Origin of the sequence: Undibacterium sp. Ji83W (assembly GCF_049340385.1) — a bacterium.
Lineage (GTDB): Bacteria > Pseudomonadota > Gammaproteobacteria > Burkholderiales > Burkholderiaceae_D > Undibacterium.
In genome coordinates, this window is record NZ_JBMPOZ010000006.1 from 107,207 (window position 1) to 125,764 (window position 18,558).

At 51.1% G+C, this 18,558-nt stretch carries 21 protein-coding genes; 6 read left to right on the forward strand and 15 right to left on the reverse strand.

The window, feature by feature from the left end; all coding sequences use genetic code 11:
- Positions 1 to 19: 19 nt before the first annotated feature.
- From atpD to ACO0LD_RS12460, 14 genes are all read right to left on the reverse strand, one after another.
- On the reverse strand, positions 20 to 1,429 hold the full coding sequence (gene atpD / locus ACO0LD_RS12395; RefSeq protein WP_423007142.1) for a F0F1 ATP synthase subunit beta: 1,410 nt from the start codon (positions 1,427 to 1,429) through the stop codon (positions 20 to 22).
- Between the two features lie 30 nt (positions 1,430 to 1,459).
- Positions 1,460 to 2,329, reverse strand: coding sequence for a F0F1 ATP synthase subunit gamma (atpG, locus tag ACO0LD_RS12400; protein WP_423007144.1), 870 nt, complete (start codon positions 2,327 to 2,329; stop codon positions 1,460 to 1,462).
- Between the two features lie 29 nt (positions 2,330 to 2,358).
- Positions 2,359 to 3,900 (reverse strand): F0F1 ATP synthase subunit alpha, encoded by a 1,542-nt coding sequence (gene atpA, locus ACO0LD_RS12405; protein ID WP_423007146.1) that lies wholly within the window; start codon positions 3,898 to 3,900, stop codon positions 2,359 to 2,361.
- 26 nt (positions 3,901 to 3,926) lie between these two features.
- Positions 3,927 to 4,460, reverse strand: a complete 534-nt coding sequence (locus ACO0LD_RS12410) for a F0F1 ATP synthase subunit delta (RefSeq protein ID WP_423007148.1) — start codon at positions 4,458 to 4,460, stop codon at positions 3,927 to 3,929.
- A 2-nt stretch (positions 4,461 to 4,462) separates the two neighbouring features.
- Positions 4,463 to 4,933 carry a F0F1 ATP synthase subunit B gene (locus tag ACO0LD_RS12415; protein WP_423007150.1) on the reverse strand — a complete coding sequence of 157 codons (471 nt, stop codon included), beginning with the start codon at positions 4,931 to 4,933 and terminating at the stop codon, positions 4,463 to 4,465.
- A 65-nt stretch (positions 4,934 to 4,998) separates the two neighbouring features.
- Positions 4,999 to 5,241, reverse strand: coding sequence for a F0F1 ATP synthase subunit C (gene atpE / locus ACO0LD_RS12420; RefSeq protein WP_186917574.1), 243 nt, complete (start codon positions 5,239 to 5,241; stop codon positions 4,999 to 5,001).
- A 91-nt stretch (positions 5,242 to 5,332) separates the two neighbouring features.
- Complete coding sequence (gene atpB, locus ACO0LD_RS12425) at positions 5,333 to 6,163, reverse strand: F0F1 ATP synthase subunit A (RefSeq protein ID WP_423007152.1); 831 nt, start codon at positions 6,161 to 6,163, stop codon at positions 5,333 to 5,335.
- Between the two features lie 2 nt (positions 6,164 to 6,165).
- A complete protein-coding gene (locus ACO0LD_RS12430) occupies positions 6,166 to 6,504 on the reverse strand; it encodes an ATP synthase subunit I (RefSeq protein ID WP_423007156.1) in 339 nt (112 codons plus the stop codon).
- A gap of 309 nt (positions 6,505 to 6,813) precedes the next feature.
- Positions 6,814 to 7,362 carry an RBBP9/YdeN family alpha/beta hydrolase gene (locus ACO0LD_RS12435; protein ID WP_423007158.1) on the reverse strand — a complete coding sequence of 183 codons (549 nt, stop codon included), beginning with the start codon at positions 7,360 to 7,362 and terminating at the stop codon, positions 6,814 to 6,816.
- A gap of 13 nt (positions 7,363 to 7,375) precedes the next feature.
- The gene (locus ACO0LD_RS12440) at positions 7,376 to 8,269 is read right to left on the reverse strand and encodes a ParB/RepB/Spo0J family partition protein (RefSeq protein ID WP_423007160.1); all 894 of its coding nucleotides are present in this window, start codon (positions 8,267 to 8,269) and stop codon (positions 7,376 to 7,378) included.
- Positions 8,270 to 8,271: 2 nt separating this feature from the next.
- Entirely contained in the window at positions 8,272 to 9,048 is a 777-nt protein-coding gene (locus ACO0LD_RS12445) for a ParA family protein (RefSeq protein ID WP_423007162.1), read from the reverse strand.
- 17 nt (positions 9,049 to 9,065) lie between these two features.
- Positions 9,066 to 9,722, reverse strand: coding sequence for a 16S rRNA (guanine(527)-N(7))-methyltransferase RsmG (gene rsmG / locus ACO0LD_RS12450; protein ID WP_423007164.1), 657 nt, complete (start codon positions 9,720 to 9,722; stop codon positions 9,066 to 9,068).
- A gap of 126 nt (positions 9,723 to 9,848) precedes the next feature.
- Entirely contained in the window at positions 9,849 to 11,795 is a 1,947-nt protein-coding gene (gene mnmG, locus ACO0LD_RS12455) for a tRNA uridine-5-carboxymethylaminomethyl(34) synthesis enzyme MnmG (protein WP_423007166.1), read from the reverse strand.
- A gap of 185 nt (positions 11,796 to 11,980) precedes the next feature.
- Positions 11,981 to 12,739, reverse strand: a complete 759-nt coding sequence (locus ACO0LD_RS12460; RefSeq protein WP_423007168.1) for a sulfite exporter TauE/SafE family protein — start codon at positions 12,737 to 12,739, stop codon at positions 11,981 to 11,983.
- A 20-nt stretch (positions 12,740 to 12,759) separates the two neighbouring features.
- On the opposite strand from ACO0LD_RS12460, the gene ACO0LD_RS12465 reads away from it, so the two are divergent.
- The 6 genes from ACO0LD_RS12465 (at position 12,760) to ACO0LD_RS12490 (ending at position 18,184) form a co-directional block, all read left to right on the forward strand.
- Positions 12,760 to 12,939, forward strand: a complete 180-nt coding sequence (locus ACO0LD_RS12465; RefSeq protein WP_423007170.1) for a hypothetical protein — start codon at positions 12,760 to 12,762, stop codon at positions 12,937 to 12,939.
- A 37-nt stretch (positions 12,940 to 12,976) separates the two neighbouring features.
- Positions 12,977 to 13,852: an alpha/beta hydrolase gene (locus tag ACO0LD_RS12470; RefSeq protein WP_423007172.1), complete on the forward strand. Its 876-nt coding sequence runs from the start codon at positions 12,977 to 12,979 to the stop codon at positions 13,850 to 13,852.
- A gap of 207 nt (positions 13,853 to 14,059) precedes the next feature.
- Positions 14,060 to 15,217 (forward strand): iron-containing alcohol dehydrogenase, encoded by a 1,158-nt coding sequence (locus ACO0LD_RS12475; protein WP_423007174.1) that lies wholly within the window; start codon positions 14,060 to 14,062, stop codon positions 15,215 to 15,217.
- A 121-nt stretch (positions 15,218 to 15,338) separates the two neighbouring features.
- The gene (locus ACO0LD_RS12480) at positions 15,339 to 16,118 is read left to right on the forward strand and encodes a response regulator transcription factor (RefSeq protein ID WP_423007176.1); all 780 of its coding nucleotides are present in this window, start codon (positions 15,339 to 15,341) and stop codon (positions 16,116 to 16,118) included.
- 284 nt (positions 16,119 to 16,402) lie between these two features.
- Complete coding sequence (locus ACO0LD_RS12485) at positions 16,403 to 17,104, forward strand: alpha/beta fold hydrolase (RefSeq protein WP_423007178.1); 702 nt, start codon at positions 16,403 to 16,405, stop codon at positions 17,102 to 17,104.
- Between the two features lie 96 nt (positions 17,105 to 17,200).
- Entirely contained in the window at positions 17,201 to 18,184 is a 984-nt protein-coding gene (locus ACO0LD_RS12490; RefSeq protein ID WP_423007180.1) for a HEAT repeat domain-containing protein, read from the forward strand.
- Here the strand turns inward: ACO0LD_RS12490 and ACO0LD_RS12495 are convergent.
- Positions 18,149 to 18,532 (reverse strand): hypothetical protein, encoded by a 384-nt coding sequence (locus ACO0LD_RS12495; RefSeq protein WP_423007182.1) that lies wholly within the window; start codon positions 18,530 to 18,532, stop codon positions 18,149 to 18,151. The two genes, ACO0LD_RS12490 and ACO0LD_RS12495, sit on opposite strands and share 36 nt — an antisense overlap.
- Positions 18,533 to 18,558: the final 26 nt, after the last annotated feature.

The following is an 18,558-nucleotide window of genomic DNA, read 5'->3' on the forward strand; positions in this document are numbered from 1 at the left end:
TAACTGCACCCCTGTTCGCTTATAAAGCGGCAGCCATTTTTTTCGCTTTTTCGATTGCTTCGTCGATAGTACCTACCATGTAGAACGCTTGTTCTGGCAGGTGATCGAGTTCGCCGGAAGCGATCATTTTGAAACCACGGATCGTTTCTTTCAGCGAAACGTATTTACCTGGAGAGCCGGTAAACACTTCAGCAACGTGGAAAGGCTGAGACAGGAAACGCTGCATCTTACGTGCACGTGCAACCAGCAGTTTGTCTTCAGGAGCCAATTCGTCCATACCCAGAATCGCGATAATGTCGCGCAATTCTTTGTAGCGCTGCAAAGTACCTTGAACAGCGCGGGCTGTTTCATAGTGCTCTACACCAACCACTTGTGGGTCCAGCTGACGGGATGTTGAATCCAGTGGATCAACCGCAGGGTAGATACCCAGGGAAGCGATGTCACGGGACAGAACAACGGTGGAGTCCAAGTGAGCAAACGTTGTTGCAGGAGATGGATCGGTCAAGTCATCGGCTGGAACATACACGGCCTGGATCGATGTGATCGAACCAGTTTTAGTGGATGTAATACGCTCTTGCAGACGGCCCATTTCTTCAGCCAGTGTAGGTTGATAACCCACGGCGGAAGGCATACGACCCAGCAAAGCGGATACTTCAGTACCGGCCAGTGTGTAACGGTAGATGTTATCCACGAAGAACAAAACGTCTTTGCCTTCGTCACGGAAACCTTCAGCAATCGTCAAACCTGTCAGAGCAACGCGCAGACGGTTACCTGGTGGTTCATTCATCTGACCGTACACCATTGCAACTTTGGAGTTTTCTGGATTTTCCAGATCAACCACTTTTGCGTCAGCCATTTCGTGGTAGAAGTCATTACCCTCACGAGTACGCTCACCCACACCGGCAAACACGGACAAGCCGCTGTGTGCCTTGGCGATGTTGTTGATCAGTTCCATCATGTTGACGGTCTTGCCCACACCCGCACCACCGAACAGACCGACCTTACCACCTTTAGCGAATGGGCAAACCAGATCAATAACCTTGATACCGGTTTCCAGCAATTCCTGGGATGGGGACAGTTCGTCGTAAGCAGGGGCTTTACGGTGAATGGATGCTGTCTGCGCGTGGCTGACAGGACCGCATTCATCAATAGGGTTGCCCAGTACGTCCATGATACGGCCCAGCGTTGCTTTGCCGGTTGGTACCATGATAGGGTTGCCAGTGTTGGAAATAGTCATGCCGCGACGCAGACCATCAGAAGTACCCAGAGCAATGGTACGGACTATGCCGTCACCCAATTGCTGCTGAACTTCCAATGTCAGTTCGGAGCCTTCCATTTTCAAGGCGTCATAAATCTTAGGCATCGCGTCGCGTGGAAATTCAACGTCCACAACAGCGCCGATACACTGAACGATTTTGCCATTAGCCATGTTCGTTCCTTCTTAATATTTAAATTCAGTTTAGACCGCTGCCGCGCCGGCGACGATCTCGGAGAGCTCTTTGGTAATGGCGGCTTGACGGGTTTTGTTATAAACCAGTTTAAGTTCGCCAATCACGTTACCTGCGTTATCAGTTGCTGATTTCATCGCCACCATACGGGCCGATTGTTCAGATGCCATGTTTTCCGCTACAGCCTGGAAAATCAGTGCTTCTACATAACGTATCAACAATTCATCAATCACGGTTGCAGCATCTGGCTCATACAGATAGTCCCAGGTATGGGCATTCTTCTCTGTCGTCAGCCTGTCCGCTGTCAGGGGCAATAACTGCTCCATCACCGGCTCTTGCTTCATGGTGTTGATAAATCTTGTATAACTCAGGTAAACCGCGTCCAGCTTGCCTTCCTGATACGCATCCAGCAAAACTTTGACTGGACCTATCAGTTTGTCGAGGTGAGGAGTGTCGCCCAATTGTGTGACATGGGAAACTACTTGCGCACCTACGCGATTCAGGAAGCCGAGACCTTTATTACCAATTGCGACCGCTTCTATCTTTGAACCCTTACCTTCGAGTTCACGCATTTTGCTGGTGACCAGACGCAACACGTTGGTGTTGAGACCGCCACACAAACCTTTATCTGTAGTTACAACAATCACGCCAACTTTCTTGGACAGATCTTGTTGCACCATAAAAGGATGCGTGTACTCTGGGTTGGCCTGTGACAAGTTAGCCGTAATCGTACGAATCTTTTCACTGTACGGGCGAGCCGCACGCATCCGGTCTTGCGCTTTACGCATTTTGGATGCGGCGACCATTTCCATCGCCTTCGTGATCTTCTTCGTATTTTCTACGCTTTTGATCTTGCCACGTATCTCTTTGCCTGCAGCCATGAGTATTGACTCCTTCTAGCTACAGTAAATTAATAAGTGCCGGATTTTTTGAAATCAGCAATTGCGGCAGCCATGGCAGCTTCGCCATCTTTGTCCAGTTGCTTGGTTTCTTCGATCTTCTGCAGCAATGCTGCATGGCTCGTTTTCATGAAATTGTGCACGCCTGCTTCGAATGCCAGCACTTGCTTGACCGGTACATCATCCAGGAAGCCTTTGTTCACGGAGAACAATGTAACGGCCATCAGGGAAATGGACAGCGGAGAATATTGAGCTTGCTTCAACAATTCAGTCACGCGGGCACCACGATCAAGCTGCTTGCGTGTTTCTGGATCGAGATCAGAAGCGAACTGGGCAAACGCTGCCAATTCACGGTACTGTGCCAAGTCATTACGGATACCGCCGGACAAGTTTTTGATCACTTTAGTCTGAGCAGCACCACCAACGCGGGATACCGAGATACCAGCGTTAATCGCTGGACGGATACCGGCATTGAACAAGGATGTTTCCAGGAAGATCTGACCGTCAGTAATCGAAATTACGTTGGTAGGAACGAAAGCAGAAACGTCACCAGCCTGGGTTTCAATGATAGGCAATGCTGTCAATGAACCTGTTTTGCCTTTGACTTCACCGTTAGTGAATTTTTCAACATAATCAGGATTAACGCGTGCTGCACGTTCCAGCAAACGGCTGTGCAAATAGAATACGTCACCTGGGTAAGCTTCGCGGCCTGGTGGGCGGCGCAGCAACAGGGAAACCTGACGGTAAGCAACAGCTTGTTTGGACAGATCATCATAAATGATCAGTGCATCTTGACCGCGGTCACGGAAGTATTCGCCCATTGCGCAACCGGAGTAGGCGGAGACGAATTGCATCGCTGCAGATTCAGCAGCAGTAGCTGCAACAACGATGGTGTATTCCATTGCGCCGTGGGCTTCGAGAGCGCGCACAACGTTTTTAACGGAAGATGCTTTTTGACCAATCGCTACATAGATACATGTAACGTTTTGACCTTTTTGATTGATCACGGCATCGATCGCAACAGCTGTTTTACCAGTTTGACGATCACCAATGATCAATTCGCGCTGACCACGACCAACCGGAACCATGGCGTCGATAGACTTCAGGCCCGTTTGCATAGGTTCAGAAACGGATTGACGTGCAATAACGCCAGGCGCGATTTTTTCGATCGGCGCGGACAGTTTTGCATTGATAGGACCTTTGCCGTCGATAGGCTGACCCAGCGCGTTAACTACACGACCACGCAGTTCAGGACCGATAGGTACTTCCAGAATACGGCCAGTACATTTAACTGTATCGCCTTCGGAAATGTGTTCGTAGTCACCCAGGATAACGGCGCCAACGGAATCACGTTCCAGATTCAATGCCAGGCCAAATGTGTTGCCTGGGAATTCCAGCATCTCGCCTTGCATCGCGTCAGACAGACCGTGAATGCGGCAGATACCGTCGGTAACGGAGATAACCGTACCTTGATTGCGAATCTCAGCTGTGTCGCCAAGGCCTTGAATCCGGCTCTTGATCAGCTCGCTGATTTCAGATGGGTTGAGTTGCATACTAACTCCTAATATTTATTACGTTCTTACGCGGTCAGGGCGACGTGCATTTTCTGCAGCTTCGCGCGTACCGACGTGTCGAGCACCTGATCACCAACCACGATGCGTACACCACCGATCAAAGTGGAATCCACTTTGACTGTCGGGTGCAACTTGCGGCCAAATTTCTTTTCCAAGAGCACTGATAGCTCGCTCAACTGAGCTGCCGACATTTCAAATGCGCTAGTCACTTCTGCATCTGCAGCGCCTTCGTGGGCGTTTTTCAGAGCATGAAACTGGAAAGCGATTTCCGGCAGCAAAGTCAGGCGGTCATAGTCAGCAAGTGTGTTGATGAAGTTTTTCGCTTCAGCAGTCACTGGAGATTTGATCGCAGACAAGAAAATCTCAGCTTTTTGATCAGCCGAGACTTTGGGGTTGTGTGCAAGAGCTTGTACATCGGGATGCGCACCTACCTGTGCCATTTCGGTAACCAGTTCCGACCAGGCGGACAGGTTACCGGTTTGGGCAACACGAAACAGCGCTTCTGCGTAAGGACGAGCGATCGTTGCGATTTCGGCCATGATTACAGCTCGGTTTTCAGTTGGTTCAACAGATCAGCGTGAGCAGATGCGTTGACTTCACGTTTCAGAATTTGTTCTGCGCCCTGGACTGCCAGAGTGGCAACCTGGTCGCGCAATTCTTCGCGTGCTTTAGTCACTTGATTATTCGCATCAGCATTCGCAGCGGCGATAATACGAGCAGCTTCAGCAGCAGCAGTGTTGCGGGCTTCTTCAATGATCAGAGCAGCGCGTTTTTCTGCGTCGCTGACACGTTTCTGGCCTTCTTCACCAGCAGCAGCCAATTTAGCTTGAACGAGTTTTTGCATTTCTTCTAACTCTTTCTTGCCTTTGTCACCTGCAGCCAAACCGTCTGCAATGCGCTTCATGCGCTCATCGATCGCACCAATCACTGGTGGCCAGATGAATTTCGCAGTCACCAAAGCCAGGATGAAAAACACCCCAGCCTGGTACCACATGGATAGATTCAGATTCACTTTAGTTTCCTTATCAAATTAATCGTTCCGCAGGCCAGAGACCTGCGGTAGAAAAAGGAAAGCTATTAGCCTTTGAATGGGTTTGCAGTTGCGAAGAACATGGCGATACCAACACCGATAATGAAAGCAGCATCGATCAGACCAGCCAACAGCAACATTTTACCTTGCAGTTTGTCCATCAATTCTGGTTGACGTGCAGACGCTTCCAGATATTTACCACCCATCATAGCGATACCGATACAAGCACCCAAAGCGCCCAAACCGATGATCAAACCACAAGCCAATGCAACGAAAGCGACGTTAGTCATGAGAAAACTCCTAGAAAGTTAAAATTAAAATACCAAAATCAAAAAACTAAAACCAAAACTAAAACCAAAAACCTGAAACTTCAAAACTTGATTAATGCGCTTCGTGAGCCTGACCCATATACACCAGAGTCAACATCATGAAAATAAACGCTTGCAGAGGCACGATCAGGATGTGGAAGATGGACCAGGCAGAACCCAGTACCAAATGACCAATACCGCCAAAGATGGAATCGGAAGCACCCAGCAAAGCTGCAATCAACAGGAACAACAATTCGCCAGCAAACATATTGCCGAACAACCGCATACCGAGCGAGAAAGTTTTCGCTGCGTATTCAACGACGTTCAACATGAAATTGAACGGGAACATCCATGGACCAAACGGTGCGCTGAACAGTTCCTTGATGAAGCCGCCTACGCCTTTGATCTTGAAACTGTAATACATCATCAGGCCGAAGATGCCGATGGAGATACCCAGGGTACCGTTCAAGTCAGCCGTAGGAACCACGCGGTGTGGCATTTCATTATCCAGGCCAAACAAAGGGAACAACCATTGAGAGAACAAATCAACTGGCAGGAAATCCAGGGAGTTCATCAATACGACCCAGACAAATACCGACAAGGCCATAGGGGCGATGAAGCTGGTGTTGCCGTGAACGATGCTTTTTGCATTGTTGTCCACCATTTCGATGAGCATTTCAACAGCGCACTGGAAACGGCCAGGTACACCAGAAGTTGCCTTGCGTGCTGCCAGATACATAATGAGAGAACCCAGCAAGCCGCAAACGACTGACCAGATAACCGTATCAATATTCACATACGACATATCCCACAAGGAGGTTTGCGCATGGTGGCCATGGTTAGTCAAATGCCCAAGATGATGGGATATATATTCTGACGGAGTGACTTGTTCAGCTGAGCTCATGATCAGTGCCTAAAGAGTAAAATGAAATAGCTTTTCAGTACGACGATGAAGGCGATCAAAAAGGCCGGCCAGTTGACATCGGGGTACCAGAAGACAACCGCTGCCATCAGCGCGACTGTCGATATAACTTTGAAAAATTCACCGATGAAAAAACTCATCGGATTTGCTCCCCCAGACCTCCGGGCGCTCATACTCATGCGCAACGCGAACAAGGCATTTGGAATCGCACAGGATAATCCCCCGAACAGGGCGGACAATCCGTAAGAAATATTGCCGAAAATTCCAGCAAGCAAGCCCGCAACCAGCGCTGCTACCAGTTGCAGCAGTATGATGCGTGCCATGCTTCCCTCATTTATCCAGGACTTGCGCAAAATAGCAGCAGTGCATGAGCTCATTGTTAGCCCCGTCGTCCAGTTTTGCACTGTGTTCGCTGCGGGGCCTTGCTGGCCTATCTTGCGTAAGTCCTACAATTTTATAAATATGACAGTTGAATTTGACTGGCTTGCCACGATATAACCGGGCAGCGCAAATCCTCGCCGATCAAAACCACGGAATTATACGTGGTAGTGCGTTATAACGTCAAACGTTTGATGCATAAGGCCAAATGTTTGGTGCATTGCATCAAAATGCGCCATTTTAGTGCTTTTTTACTATTGTACCGTTTTTGCAATTAGTGCGTTGAGCCAGTCCTGGCCTTGCTTCCAGCTACCCAGACCGGACTCTCCATTGATATGTCCTTTTGCACCAATCAGGTGCAACTCCGCTCCCCAGCTTTTTGCCCAGTCTTGTGCAAGTGACAAATCGCACCAAGGGTCATCGCTGGATGCCACTACCGCAACAGGGACAGGAAAAGGGACTAGAGGCATGGGACTAAAAGTGGGCGCAGGGAAATTTGCCCGGCCCACATTTGGTGGCGCCACCAGGAATGCTGCCCTGATCTTGCTTTTATCCACAACGCCCGGCATGCCTGCTGCCAGCCACCAGGCCGTCAGCGCGCAACCCATGCTATGCGCAACCAGCACCACTTCGTCATCAACCGCATTCACGGCAACTGACAAAGTGGCAAGCCATGCATCCTTGACCGGATGATCCCAGTCTTGCTGCTCTACTCTTTTTACATTCGGCAATTCAGCTTCCCAGCGTGTTTGCCAGTGGCCAGGGCCGGAACTATACAGCCCGGGTAAAGTCAGTATCTGCATGGGTCAAATCTTTTTACTGTCCGCGTATCTTTAAAATAATGCCGTCGAGACTATCCAGGTCGGCAAAGTCTATCAGCATTTGTCCCCTGCCCTTGCTGCCTAATTTAAGAGCAACCTGGGTCGCCAGCAAATCAGACAACTCTTCTTCGAGGCGGGTGATGTCGCGGGATTTTTCTGCCTTGTCACGCGGCTTGCCATTGGTGCTCATCTCAGCCGTGGTCTTGGCCACCAGTTTTTCTGCTTCACGGACAGACATGCGCTTGGCGACGATCTGATTCGCCAGTTGTATCTGGGTGGCAGCGTCTGTTACCAACAGGGAACGGGCATGACCCATATCGATGTCACCAGCCATCAGCATGGTTTGTACAGGCTTGGCAAGGTTCAGCAAACGCAGCAGGTTAGACACTGCACTGCGTGAGCGCCCTACTGCATTGGCTGCCTGCTCGTGGGTGAAAGAAAAATCCGTGATCAGGCGGTGTATGCCCTGGGCTTCTTCCAGAGGATTAAGGTCTTCGCGCTGGATGTTCTCGATCAGCGCCATGGCGGCGGCGGCCTGGTCATCCACATCCTTGACCAGTACCGGCACTTCATCCATGCCTGCCATTTGCGAAGCGCGGAAACGGCGTTCACCAGCAATGATTTCGTAACGGGTTACGCCGTTATTTTGTCCTATAGGGCGAACCAGGATAGGTTGCATCAAACCCTGGGCCTTGATGGAGGCCGCCAGCTCAGCCAGTGCGCCCTCGTCCATGCGGGTACGGGGTTGGTACTTGCCAGCCTGCATTTGTGCCACGTTCAGGCTGGTAGGGGCACCAGTGACGGTAGGTACGGCTTCGGCAAAGTCGGCGGCACCGCCGAGCAAGGCGTCCAGGCCGCGGCCCAGACCTTTTTGTTTTTTGATCGACATACTTATTTTTCCAGTTGTTTAATTCTTTCCACCATCTCTGCACCAAAGGCAATATAGGCTTGCGCCCCTTTGGATGCAGGATCAAACACCACGCCGGGGATACCGTAAGATGGTGCCTCTGCCAGACGCACATTGCGCGGAATCAGGGTCTTGAAGACCTTGTCGCCAAAATGCTGTTCCAGCTGGTCAGAGACTTGTTGCGACAGTGTCATGCGCGGGTCAAACATCACACGCAGCAAGCCGACTATCTTCAAATCAGGATTCAGGTTGGCCGAAACCTTCTTGATGGTATTGGCCAGATCGGACAAACCTTCCAGCGCGTAGTACTCACACTGCATGGGAATGATCACGCCATGCGCCGCACACAGGCCATTCAGGGTCAGCAGGGATAGCGCTGGCGGACAATCAATGAGGATGAAGTCATAGTCAGCATCCACCTTGGCCAGTGCTTCACGCAGACGCTTGTCACGGTTGTCAAGAGAGACCATTTCAACTTCGGCACCAGCCAGCTCGCGGTTGGCGGGCAAGACATCAAAACGACCAGATTCAGAACGCAGTTTGGCCGTTGTCACATCCGACATACCCAGCAAGACTTCATAGATGGAAGCTGTCAATTTGGATTTGTTGATACCTGCCCCCATGGTGGCATTACCCTGGGGATCGAGATCAACCAGTAAGACACGTTGATCGAGTTGCGCCAGCCCTGCGGCGAGGTTAACAGTGGTCGTGGTCTTGCCTACGCCACCTTTTTGATTTGCAACACAAAAGATTTTTGCCATAGAGGATTTCCGTAGGGTCAAGCCGGGGCCAGTTGTTTTTTGATAAAGACGAGATGGCGTTCGGCCTGTAGACCTGGCACCGCGAGGGCTTGCATTTTTTCTACCTGCCAACCATCTGGCAGACGTTCTATCTCTTGATTGGGGGCCACGCCCTTCATGGCAATGAACTGGCCGCCGTCTGCCAGCAAATGACCTGACCAGTTAATGAAATTACATAGCTCGGAAAATGCCCGCGAGGTAATCACATCAAACTTGTCCTTCACCTGCAGTGCTTCTACCCTGCCAGTGTGTACAGTCACATTCTTCAAACCCAGTTCTGTCTTGGCCTGGGTCAGAAATGCAGTCTTTTTACTGACGGTATCAATCATTGATATTTTGATATCTGGATAAGTAATCGCCAGCATCATACCGGGCAAACCACCACCTGCACCCACATCCAGCACATTTTTTGCATCCTTGAAGGCAGGCGCTGCCGACAATGAATCCAGCAAGTGCTGCTTGACCATTTCTTTAGGATCACGGATAGATGTTAAATTATAAACTGAGTTCCATTTTGATAATAATAATAAATAGGCAATCATATTATCAATTTGATCACTATTCAAATTCAGTGACAACTCCTCAACACCGCTCTGCAGCGTCGCTCTCAAGTGTGCATGTTCCACGTGAATCATACGGCCTGGTCCTCGATTAACTTCTTGTTTTTCATTTCACTTTATTCTTCGTTTTTATTCATCACCTGAATACAGGCTATGCTGAAGCACTTTCAAACCTGCCTGTAATTTGATGTTCCACGTGAATCATTCTGCCGCCTGGCCTTCGGCTACAACATCCGTGTTCGCCAAGAACTCTTTAAAACCACGCTTTTTGAGATGCACCAAAAGCAGGGAGATCGCCGCAGGCGTCACGCCAGAAATACGGCCACATTGACCCAGGCTCTCAGGCTGGTGCTTGTTCAGCTTTTGCCTGACCTCGATGGAAAGCCCATTCACTTCCATATAGTCAAACGCTGCCGGCATTTTGAGGTTTTCAAAATGCGCATGGCGTTCAACCTCTTTAGCCTGCCTGTCGATGTAACCGGCATATTTGACCTGGATCTCAACCTGTTCACGGACGTGTGGATCGAGCACACCTGGCCCGGCCAACTCCTGCCCTTCCACACCTTGCAAACTCATGAGGCTTTCATAAGTCACTTGCGGACGACGCAATAAATCAGCCAGTGAATATTCACGCTCCAGGGCCTTGCCAACGACACGCTCGGCTTCTACATCTGCGAGGATGCGCGGGTTGACCCAGGTCGAGCGCAGCCTTTCCATTTCACGTGAAACACTTTCGCGCTTTTCTTCAAACTGCTGCCATTGCGCATCGCTGACACAACCGAGTTGACGACCTATCTCGGTCAGGCGCATATCAGCATTATCTTCACGCAAACTCAGGCGGAATTCCGCACGGCTGGTGAACATGCGGTAAGGTTCTTGTACACCCTTGGTAATCAGGTCATCCACCAGGACACCCAGATAAGCCTCATCACGGCGTGGCACCCAGGCTTCTTTGCCCTGGGTTTTCAATGCCGCATTCAGGCCAGCCAACATGCCTTGGGCTGCTGCTTCTTCGTAACCTGTCGTGCCATTGATCTGACCGGCAAAGAACAGGCCTTCAATCTGGCGGGTTTCCAGCGAAGACTTCAAGCCACGCGGATCAAAATAATCATATTCAATCGCATAGCCAGGACGCAGGATGTAGGCGTTTTCCATACCGCGCATGGAACGCACCAGGTCCAGCTGCACATCAAAAGGCAGGCTGGTAGAGATACCGTTGGGGTAAAACTCATTCGTCGTCAAGCCCTCAGGCTCCAGGAAAATCTGGTGTGATTCCTTACTGGCGAAGCGGTGTATCTTGTCTTCTATCGACGGGCAATACCTTGGCCCCACCCCTTCAATAACCCCCGTATACATGGGGCTGCGATCCAGACCGGCACGGATAATGTCATGGGTTTTTTCATTGGTATGAGTAATCCAGCACGGCAACTGCCTTGGATGCATGCTGGTATTACCCATATAGGAGAACACTGGCACAGGATCAAGATCGCCTGGCTGCTCTTGCATCAGTGAAAAATCGATGCTGCGACCATCTATGCGTGGTGGCGTACCTGTCTTCAATCGACCTTGTGGCAGCGCCAGTTCTTTCAAACGGGCAGATAAAGATATCGCTGGTGGGTCACCGGCACGGCCTGCCGAGTAGTTATTCAAACCCACATGTATCTTCCCATCAAGGAAGGTACCTGCTGTCAGCACAACAGCACGGGCGCGAAACTTGATACCAACCTGGGTCACGGCACCGACAACACGGTTACCTTCAACCAGCAAATCATCAACAGCCTGCTGGAATAACCACAAATTAGGCTGATTTTCCAGGCGACTGCGTATCGCCTGTTTGTACAAAATGCGGTCAGCCTGGGCACGAGTTGCACGAACAGCTGGGCCTTTGGATGAATTCAGGATACGGAATTGTATGCCTGCCTCATCAGTGGCAATCGCCATGGCGCCACCCATGGCATCGACCTCTTTAACCAGATGACCCTTGCCTATCCCACCTATGGATGGGTTGCAAGACATCTGACCCAGGGTCTCGATATTATGGGTCAACAACAGTGTGGACTGCCCCATACGGGCAGCGGCGAGTGCGGCTTCGGTACCGGCGTGACCGCCGCCGACGACGATTACATCGAATTCTTTTGGATAAAACATGGTGGATTTCTGGGAAACTTGGGACGGGAGGCACGATTATAGTTTGTTTTGTGCGTAAACTTTTAGAGAGCTAAAGATTCTCTTTTTATTTAGAACTATGTTTCACGTGAAACATAGGCATCAGGACATAAAAAATGGGACCGAAGTCCCATTATCACTGCCTGATTGTTTCACGTGAAACACTGCTATTTAAGAAAACCATCGTAAGTCGTCTTGCATACCAGCGCCACCACCACGCCAAGGAACATCTTGCGAACAAACGCGGTGCCGTGTTTTATTGCCAAATGACTACCTAAAATAGAACCGCCCACACCGCATACGGCCATCGTCAAACCCAGCATCCAGAGTACGTGACCGCTATAACCAAACCAGATAAGTGCCGCAGTATTACAGGCAACATTCAATACCTTGGCTGCAGCAGAAGCACGCAGGAAGTCATAACCAAAGATACGCACGAACAAAAACATGAAGAAGCTTCCTGTGCCTGGACCAAAAAAACCATCGTAAAAGCCTATGCCTGCGCCTACCAGCATAGCCATATAGGTCTCTTTATTACCTGAAAATACCGGTTTATTGTCCGCCCCAAACTCTTTCTTCTTAAAGGTATAGATAGCCACCGCCAGCAAAATAAAGGGTAAAGCCTTACGTAAATAGGTAGGTGGTATGTGGGTGACCAGAAAAGCTCCGCCAAATGAAAACAGAAAAGCCATCAGGGCAGCGGGCGCAACCATGGCCCAACGCAATCTGACATTTTTCATGTATCGGGTCGCGGCTACTGTCGTACCCCAGATGCCTGCCATTTTATTAGTACCCAGCAAGGTAGCAGGAGCAGTTCCTGGAAGGAAAGAGAACAGGGCCGGGACTTGTATCAAGCCACCACCGCCCACGATGGAATCGACAAAACCAGCAAAGAAGGCAGCAATGCCTAAAAAGAAAATGTCCATATGAGTGTATTTGATCTGTTATGAAATCCACGGTTGTGCAAGCAGGTAAAGAACCTAAAGCTAAAAACACGACACAGATAACTTATACAGAAGCAAGCTATGAGCAACAAGGTACAGGCTATGCCATAACAGTTGCGGCACTAGCTTGCCTGTTTGACTGGCAGAGACAAATCAGACAAGATGCAAATCCGGTGCAATAAATCTGTCGCTACTTTGTCTTTCACAAGGATCAACGCAATGAAGATATCCCTGTCTCTGATGTTTGCAACATGTATCTTGTTCAGTAACAGCAGTAAGGCGCAAGCTGAAATCGAGATCCCCTTATGGCAAAACGGCGCGCCCGGTCTGCAACATCAGCAAGCAGAAACAGCCGAAGACAGGCATGAAACAGGTCGCCTGGACAGATACATCAGCTACGTCAGCAAGCCAACATTGACTATTTACCCTGCCCCCGCTGACAAGGCAACTGGCACTGCCGTGCTGGTCGTACCGGGTGGTGGCTTCCGTTATGTCTGCATAGACAAGGAAGGCATAGAAGCCGCGCAATGGTTGAATGCCCAGGGCATTACCGCTGCCGTGCTGAAATACCGTACGCTGGCACCGGACGGCGACCGCAGCTGGAAGTCCATACAGCCGCTGACGGCAGACACCAGCCGTGCCATGCGGGTGTTGCGGCAACATGCGGGCGAATGGAAAATCGACAGCAAGAAGATAGGTGTGCTCGGTTTTTCTGCTGGCGGTATCATGGCCTTGCAACTATTGGTGGACCAGGACGAAGGCGACTCAGGCGCTGCGGACGCCGCAGAAAAATTGGGTAATCGCGCAGACTTTATCGCCCTGGTATATACCGGTGTGCCCGGTGGAAAAATCCCAAAAGCTGGCAAGAACACCCCGCCCGTATTCATAGTCCATGCCTCGGACGATCCCAAAGCCCCACCAGTAGTCGCCGCAAAAATCTATCAGCAATTACTGGAAGGCAGTGCCCAGGCAGAACTGCATGCCTTCCGCCGGGGCGACCATGGCTTTGGCATGACACCCGCCGACGGCAGCGTGCGCAACTGGACCAGCCTGTATGCCGACTGGATGCGCGACCTCAAGCTGCTGGACAAATAGGAAACCTCGGTATGTGCTAAGGTAGAGATCCCTACAACTAGCTAAGAACCTGTTTACGATCTGTAGCGAGCGAGCGTCAGCGGGGCGAAGAGCAGCGCAAAAAGCGGAATGTACTTCTAGTACATGAGCATTTTGAGCAGCACATGAGCCCCGATCACGCTCGCGCAGTAAGATCGAAAACAGGTTCTAAATGAGAATGAGATAAAGATGAATGACTTTGAATTCAGAACCGTCCCCAGCCTGATCAGCCAAACCGGTGCAGCAACGCGCCTGGGCAAAATCATACGCCAGGAATTTCCAGCGATTAGCCATGTACTGCTGGTGACCGATGCCGGTTTCCTGCGTACCGGCCTGGTCCAACCTGTCATTGACAGCTTGGAAACGGAACAACTCAAAGTCAGTATTTTCTCCGACGTGATTGCCGATCCGCCAGAAGCCATCGTCTTGCAAGCTGTCGACAATGCCCGTAGCCTGCAAGTGGAACTGGTCGTCGGTCTCGGTGGCGGCAGCTCCATGGACGTGGCCAAACTCATCGCCATCCTGGCTGGCAGCGATCAAAGCCTCTCGACCATGTATGGCATAGGTAATGTCAAAGGCAAGCGCCTGCCATTGATACAAATCCCGACCACGGCTGGCACGGGTTCTGAAGTCACCCCTATCTCCATCGTCACTACCGGTGCCACCACCAAGATGGGTGTGGTCGCGCCGCAACTGTATGCCGACATCGCCATCCTCGACGCGCAACTGACGACAGGCTTGCCAGCCAAGGTCACTGCTGCCACCGGCATAGATGCCATGGTGCATGCGATTGAAGCCTATACGACCAAGCACAAAAAGAACCCGCTATCCGACATGCTGGCGGTGCAGGCTTTAAAATTACTCTGGAACAACATCGACGAAGCCTGCAACAATGGCGGCAACCTGGCGGCAAGGCAGGCCATGTTGCTGGGAGCCATGCTGGCCGGGCAGTCCTTTGCCAATGCACCTTGCGCGGCAGTGCATGCACTGGCCTATCCGGTAGGCGGCATCTTCCATGTCCCGCACGGTTTGTCGAACTCCCTGGTCTTGCCGCATGTACTGCGCTTCAATGCCGGCCACGCAGCAGAGCTGTACGCTGAGCTGGCTGCCATCATCGCACCAGAAGCCACAGGCACAGCTGAGCAGCGTTGTCACGCCATGATCAAGGCCATGGAAGACCTCGCAGTACGGGTAGGCATAGAAACCCGCCTGAGCCAGGTAGGCGTCACCGAGAAAGACCTGGACCAGCTTGCCAGCGACGCCTTGCTGCAAACGCGTTTGCTGGGAAATAATCCACGTGAAGTGACGAAGGAAGATGCCAGGGCGATTTACGCAGCAGCTTTGTAAGTAGCAAGGATGAGTTAAGGATGGCGCATGGAGCAGTGGCCATGCGCCGTCTTGCAAGCCTTGGCACCACACCTCCCCAGCATCACGCACATCTTGAGTAGCCTGAAGGACGATTCCAGACATGGTGAACTTTGCGCAGGAAGTCTCCGGGGCATCCATACTGCCCATCATCATGGCGTGTGCAGAAACCCGCAATGCAGATGATTTCAGCCTGATCGCCCAAGGCATTTTGCGCGAAGTCTTGCCGCATGAAATGATGGTCTGCGGCATAGGCGGCGTCAGCCCGCAGGGCAACTATGTGCATAAATTATTGCAGTTCAATTGCCCGGCAGAGAGCTACCACTATTACCAATCCCTGCTCGACAGCAAAGGACGGGCAAATAGCCCTCTGATGCAAAAATGGCGTGAAACCCAGGAACCGGTTTTCTTCCAGGCCGGACGTGATGACCATGCAGTTCCTGCTGACTGGCTGGCTTCATTCAGGAAGCAGAAAATGCATAACACTGTCGCCCACGGCATGCGGGATCTGAGCGGGCATTTCTCCAGTTATTTCATCTTCACAAATCTACCCTTTGAAGTCAGTCATCAACATGCTTATCTGCTGGCCCTGTTGACACCGCATCTGCACCTGGCGCTTGCCCATGCGCTGACAAGCGTAGAAGAATTTCCCATCAAGCCAGGCATCAGCAACAAGACCCTTAGTGAGCGGCAAAGAGAAATCCTGCATTGGCTGCATGAAGGCAAAACCAACTGGGAAATCGCCACCATCCTCAAGCTCACCGAAGTCAACGTCAAATACCACATCGACCAGATCTTCGCCAAACTGGATGTGCGCAGCCGCGTGCATGCCGTCGCCAAAGCCTATGAACTGGGCTTGCTGTTACCAAGCCATAAAAACTGACTCAACATCCTCAGAACCTGTCCACGATCTGTAGCGAGCGTGCGTCAGCGGGGTAAGGGTAACAAAAGAGCAGCGCAAAAAGCGGAATGTACTCTAGTACATGAGCATTTTGAGCAGCGCATGAGGCCGGTATAAGCCACAACCGCGCTCGTGCTTAAGATCGTGAACAGGTTCTCAGCCACTATCTGAATGGATAGTGGTGCTCCTGCCAACTTGCTCCTACCCTGTTTTTTCCCGCGCACCAAAGCGCGGGACTACATAAAAACACCACTGGAGACAACACCATGCAACATCTCACACTCATCCGGGTGCTCATTGCCATGAGCCTCAGCTTTATCGCCTGCGCCAGCCAGGCCGTCTGCCTCGACAATGTGGTACTGGTACACGGCAATGCCGGTTCACCGTCGGACTGGAATGCCACCGTCAGCACTCTCAAAAGCCAGGGTTATACCGATGCACAGTTGTACCGCCCCAACTGGGGTTCGAAAACCAATCCTGCCATCAACGACCACAGCACCGCCAATACCAATCCGGTGAAAGCGTCCTTGCAGGCTGCCAAGGCCGCATCCTGCACCGGCAGGATAGATGTCATCGGCCATTCCATGGGTGTGACGCTGGCGATGAAAGCCATCAATGAGCTGGCCTACTCTACATCCGTCAATTCCTTCATCGGCATTGCCGGTGCCCAGCATGGGCTGGAGTCATGCGGCGTCTACCCTTTCAATATCATGACGCCGACCTGCGGCAGCAATGGTTTGTCCATAGACAGTCCGCTGATACTCTCAGTCAAGAACAAGCGCTATGGCAGCAAGATGTATTCGATCAAAAGCTATATTGATGAAGTTGTGTGTTACGGCAGTTGCTACGTGTATGGTTCGCACACCAGCAATATCGATGGCCAGAATGCGACATATGACTTTGCCCTTGGTCATTTTGGTTTGAAGGACTATACGACGAATACCCAGGCCAGCCTGGTGTTCCAGTGATCAGTATCCTTGAATGAAACGCATGACTCTTGCTCATTGACTAGTGATCAGTACAACGCCACCCGTCAATGAGCGGGCCTTACCCGGATTAAGATCGTGAAAAAATTTCTGCCCCTGCTTGCCCTGCCCCTGCTGGTTTTACTGGTCTCCATATTCATGTTGCCCGGCCAAGATACTGCGGGAGGATCAAGCACACAAAGTGCAGGCCGTGCACAAACTCCGGCAGCAGAACCCGTTAGCAATAGACTGGCCCAGTTCACCAGCCTGTGGAGCAATGCAGGTAGCCCTGGCACAGAGGCAACAAATCCTTTCGACCAGTTATGGACACGCCTGATCTCGCCTGCGGACCAGAACGGTGCTGGTGACGACACCCAGGACCAGTTAAGAAAACTCATGCAAGAGCAGCCCTACTATCTGAAACGTATCATCAGCTTGTACCAGAAAGAACAATCACCTCAGATCAGAGAAATCATCAGGAACCTGCTATCCGGCATACGCAGCCCCGAAGTATTTACCCTGTCCAGGCAACTCGCCAGCAGCGCGGAAAGCGAGCAAAGAATCATGGGCCTGATCATGCTGCGTGACCTGAATATCTACCCGCAAGAAGAGCTCCAATTGATACGCCTGTCACTCAATAATGAACAACAAGCCGCCGTCATCCTGCAGGCACTGGCTGCCCTGAAGCCACCAGCAGTACCGGATGCACCAGCAAGTCGTATTGATGCCAAAACTACGAAAGACATCATCAGCAAGTTGCAAAGCCTGACGCAGAACGCTGATCCAGCCGTCAGAAGCCAGAGCGTATTGCAACTGGCGCAGTGGGATAAAAACGACAGCAGCCTCAATTACTTTTCTGCCGCATTGAATGATCCGGTAGCCAGTGTGCGCCAGACAGCCATCTTCGCTCTCGCCCAGTCAGGCACAAATGCCGATGCCGTGAAACAGTTGCTGAATGGTGTCATCAATAATGCTGGTGAAAATATTGCCATCAAAACCAGCGCAAAACAGGTGCTGGAAGCAATGTCTGTAAAACAGTTATCGACTTTAGAAGTAGCAGAACAGCGCAAAACTCAAGCCTGAACCTGTACCTAGCAGGAAAAAGCAGCTCAGATGCGTCTTGATATCACTCGCAGGAAGATTGCCATTGCCATCGCTTATGACGAACAGCATTCCCCATAAGGTATAGAAAAGGCACAAAAACGCTTCAACAATGACATTCCCAAAGAAAAAGCCCATGCAGGCAAAGACCGTCGATGTGTAAGGTATCAGTGCCAAATGGGCTTTGTGGGTAAAGCCAAACATCAACAGGCAGATGACGGCCGCATAGGCTGCGCCCGTGAAGCCACCGAGCATTAAAAACGCTAGTCTGTCCCATAAGCTGGTATCAGCATTCGGCATGGCAGGTGTATGTGGCGTTTTGGGTTTCATGCAGGCCTGGCAAAAAACAAGAATGG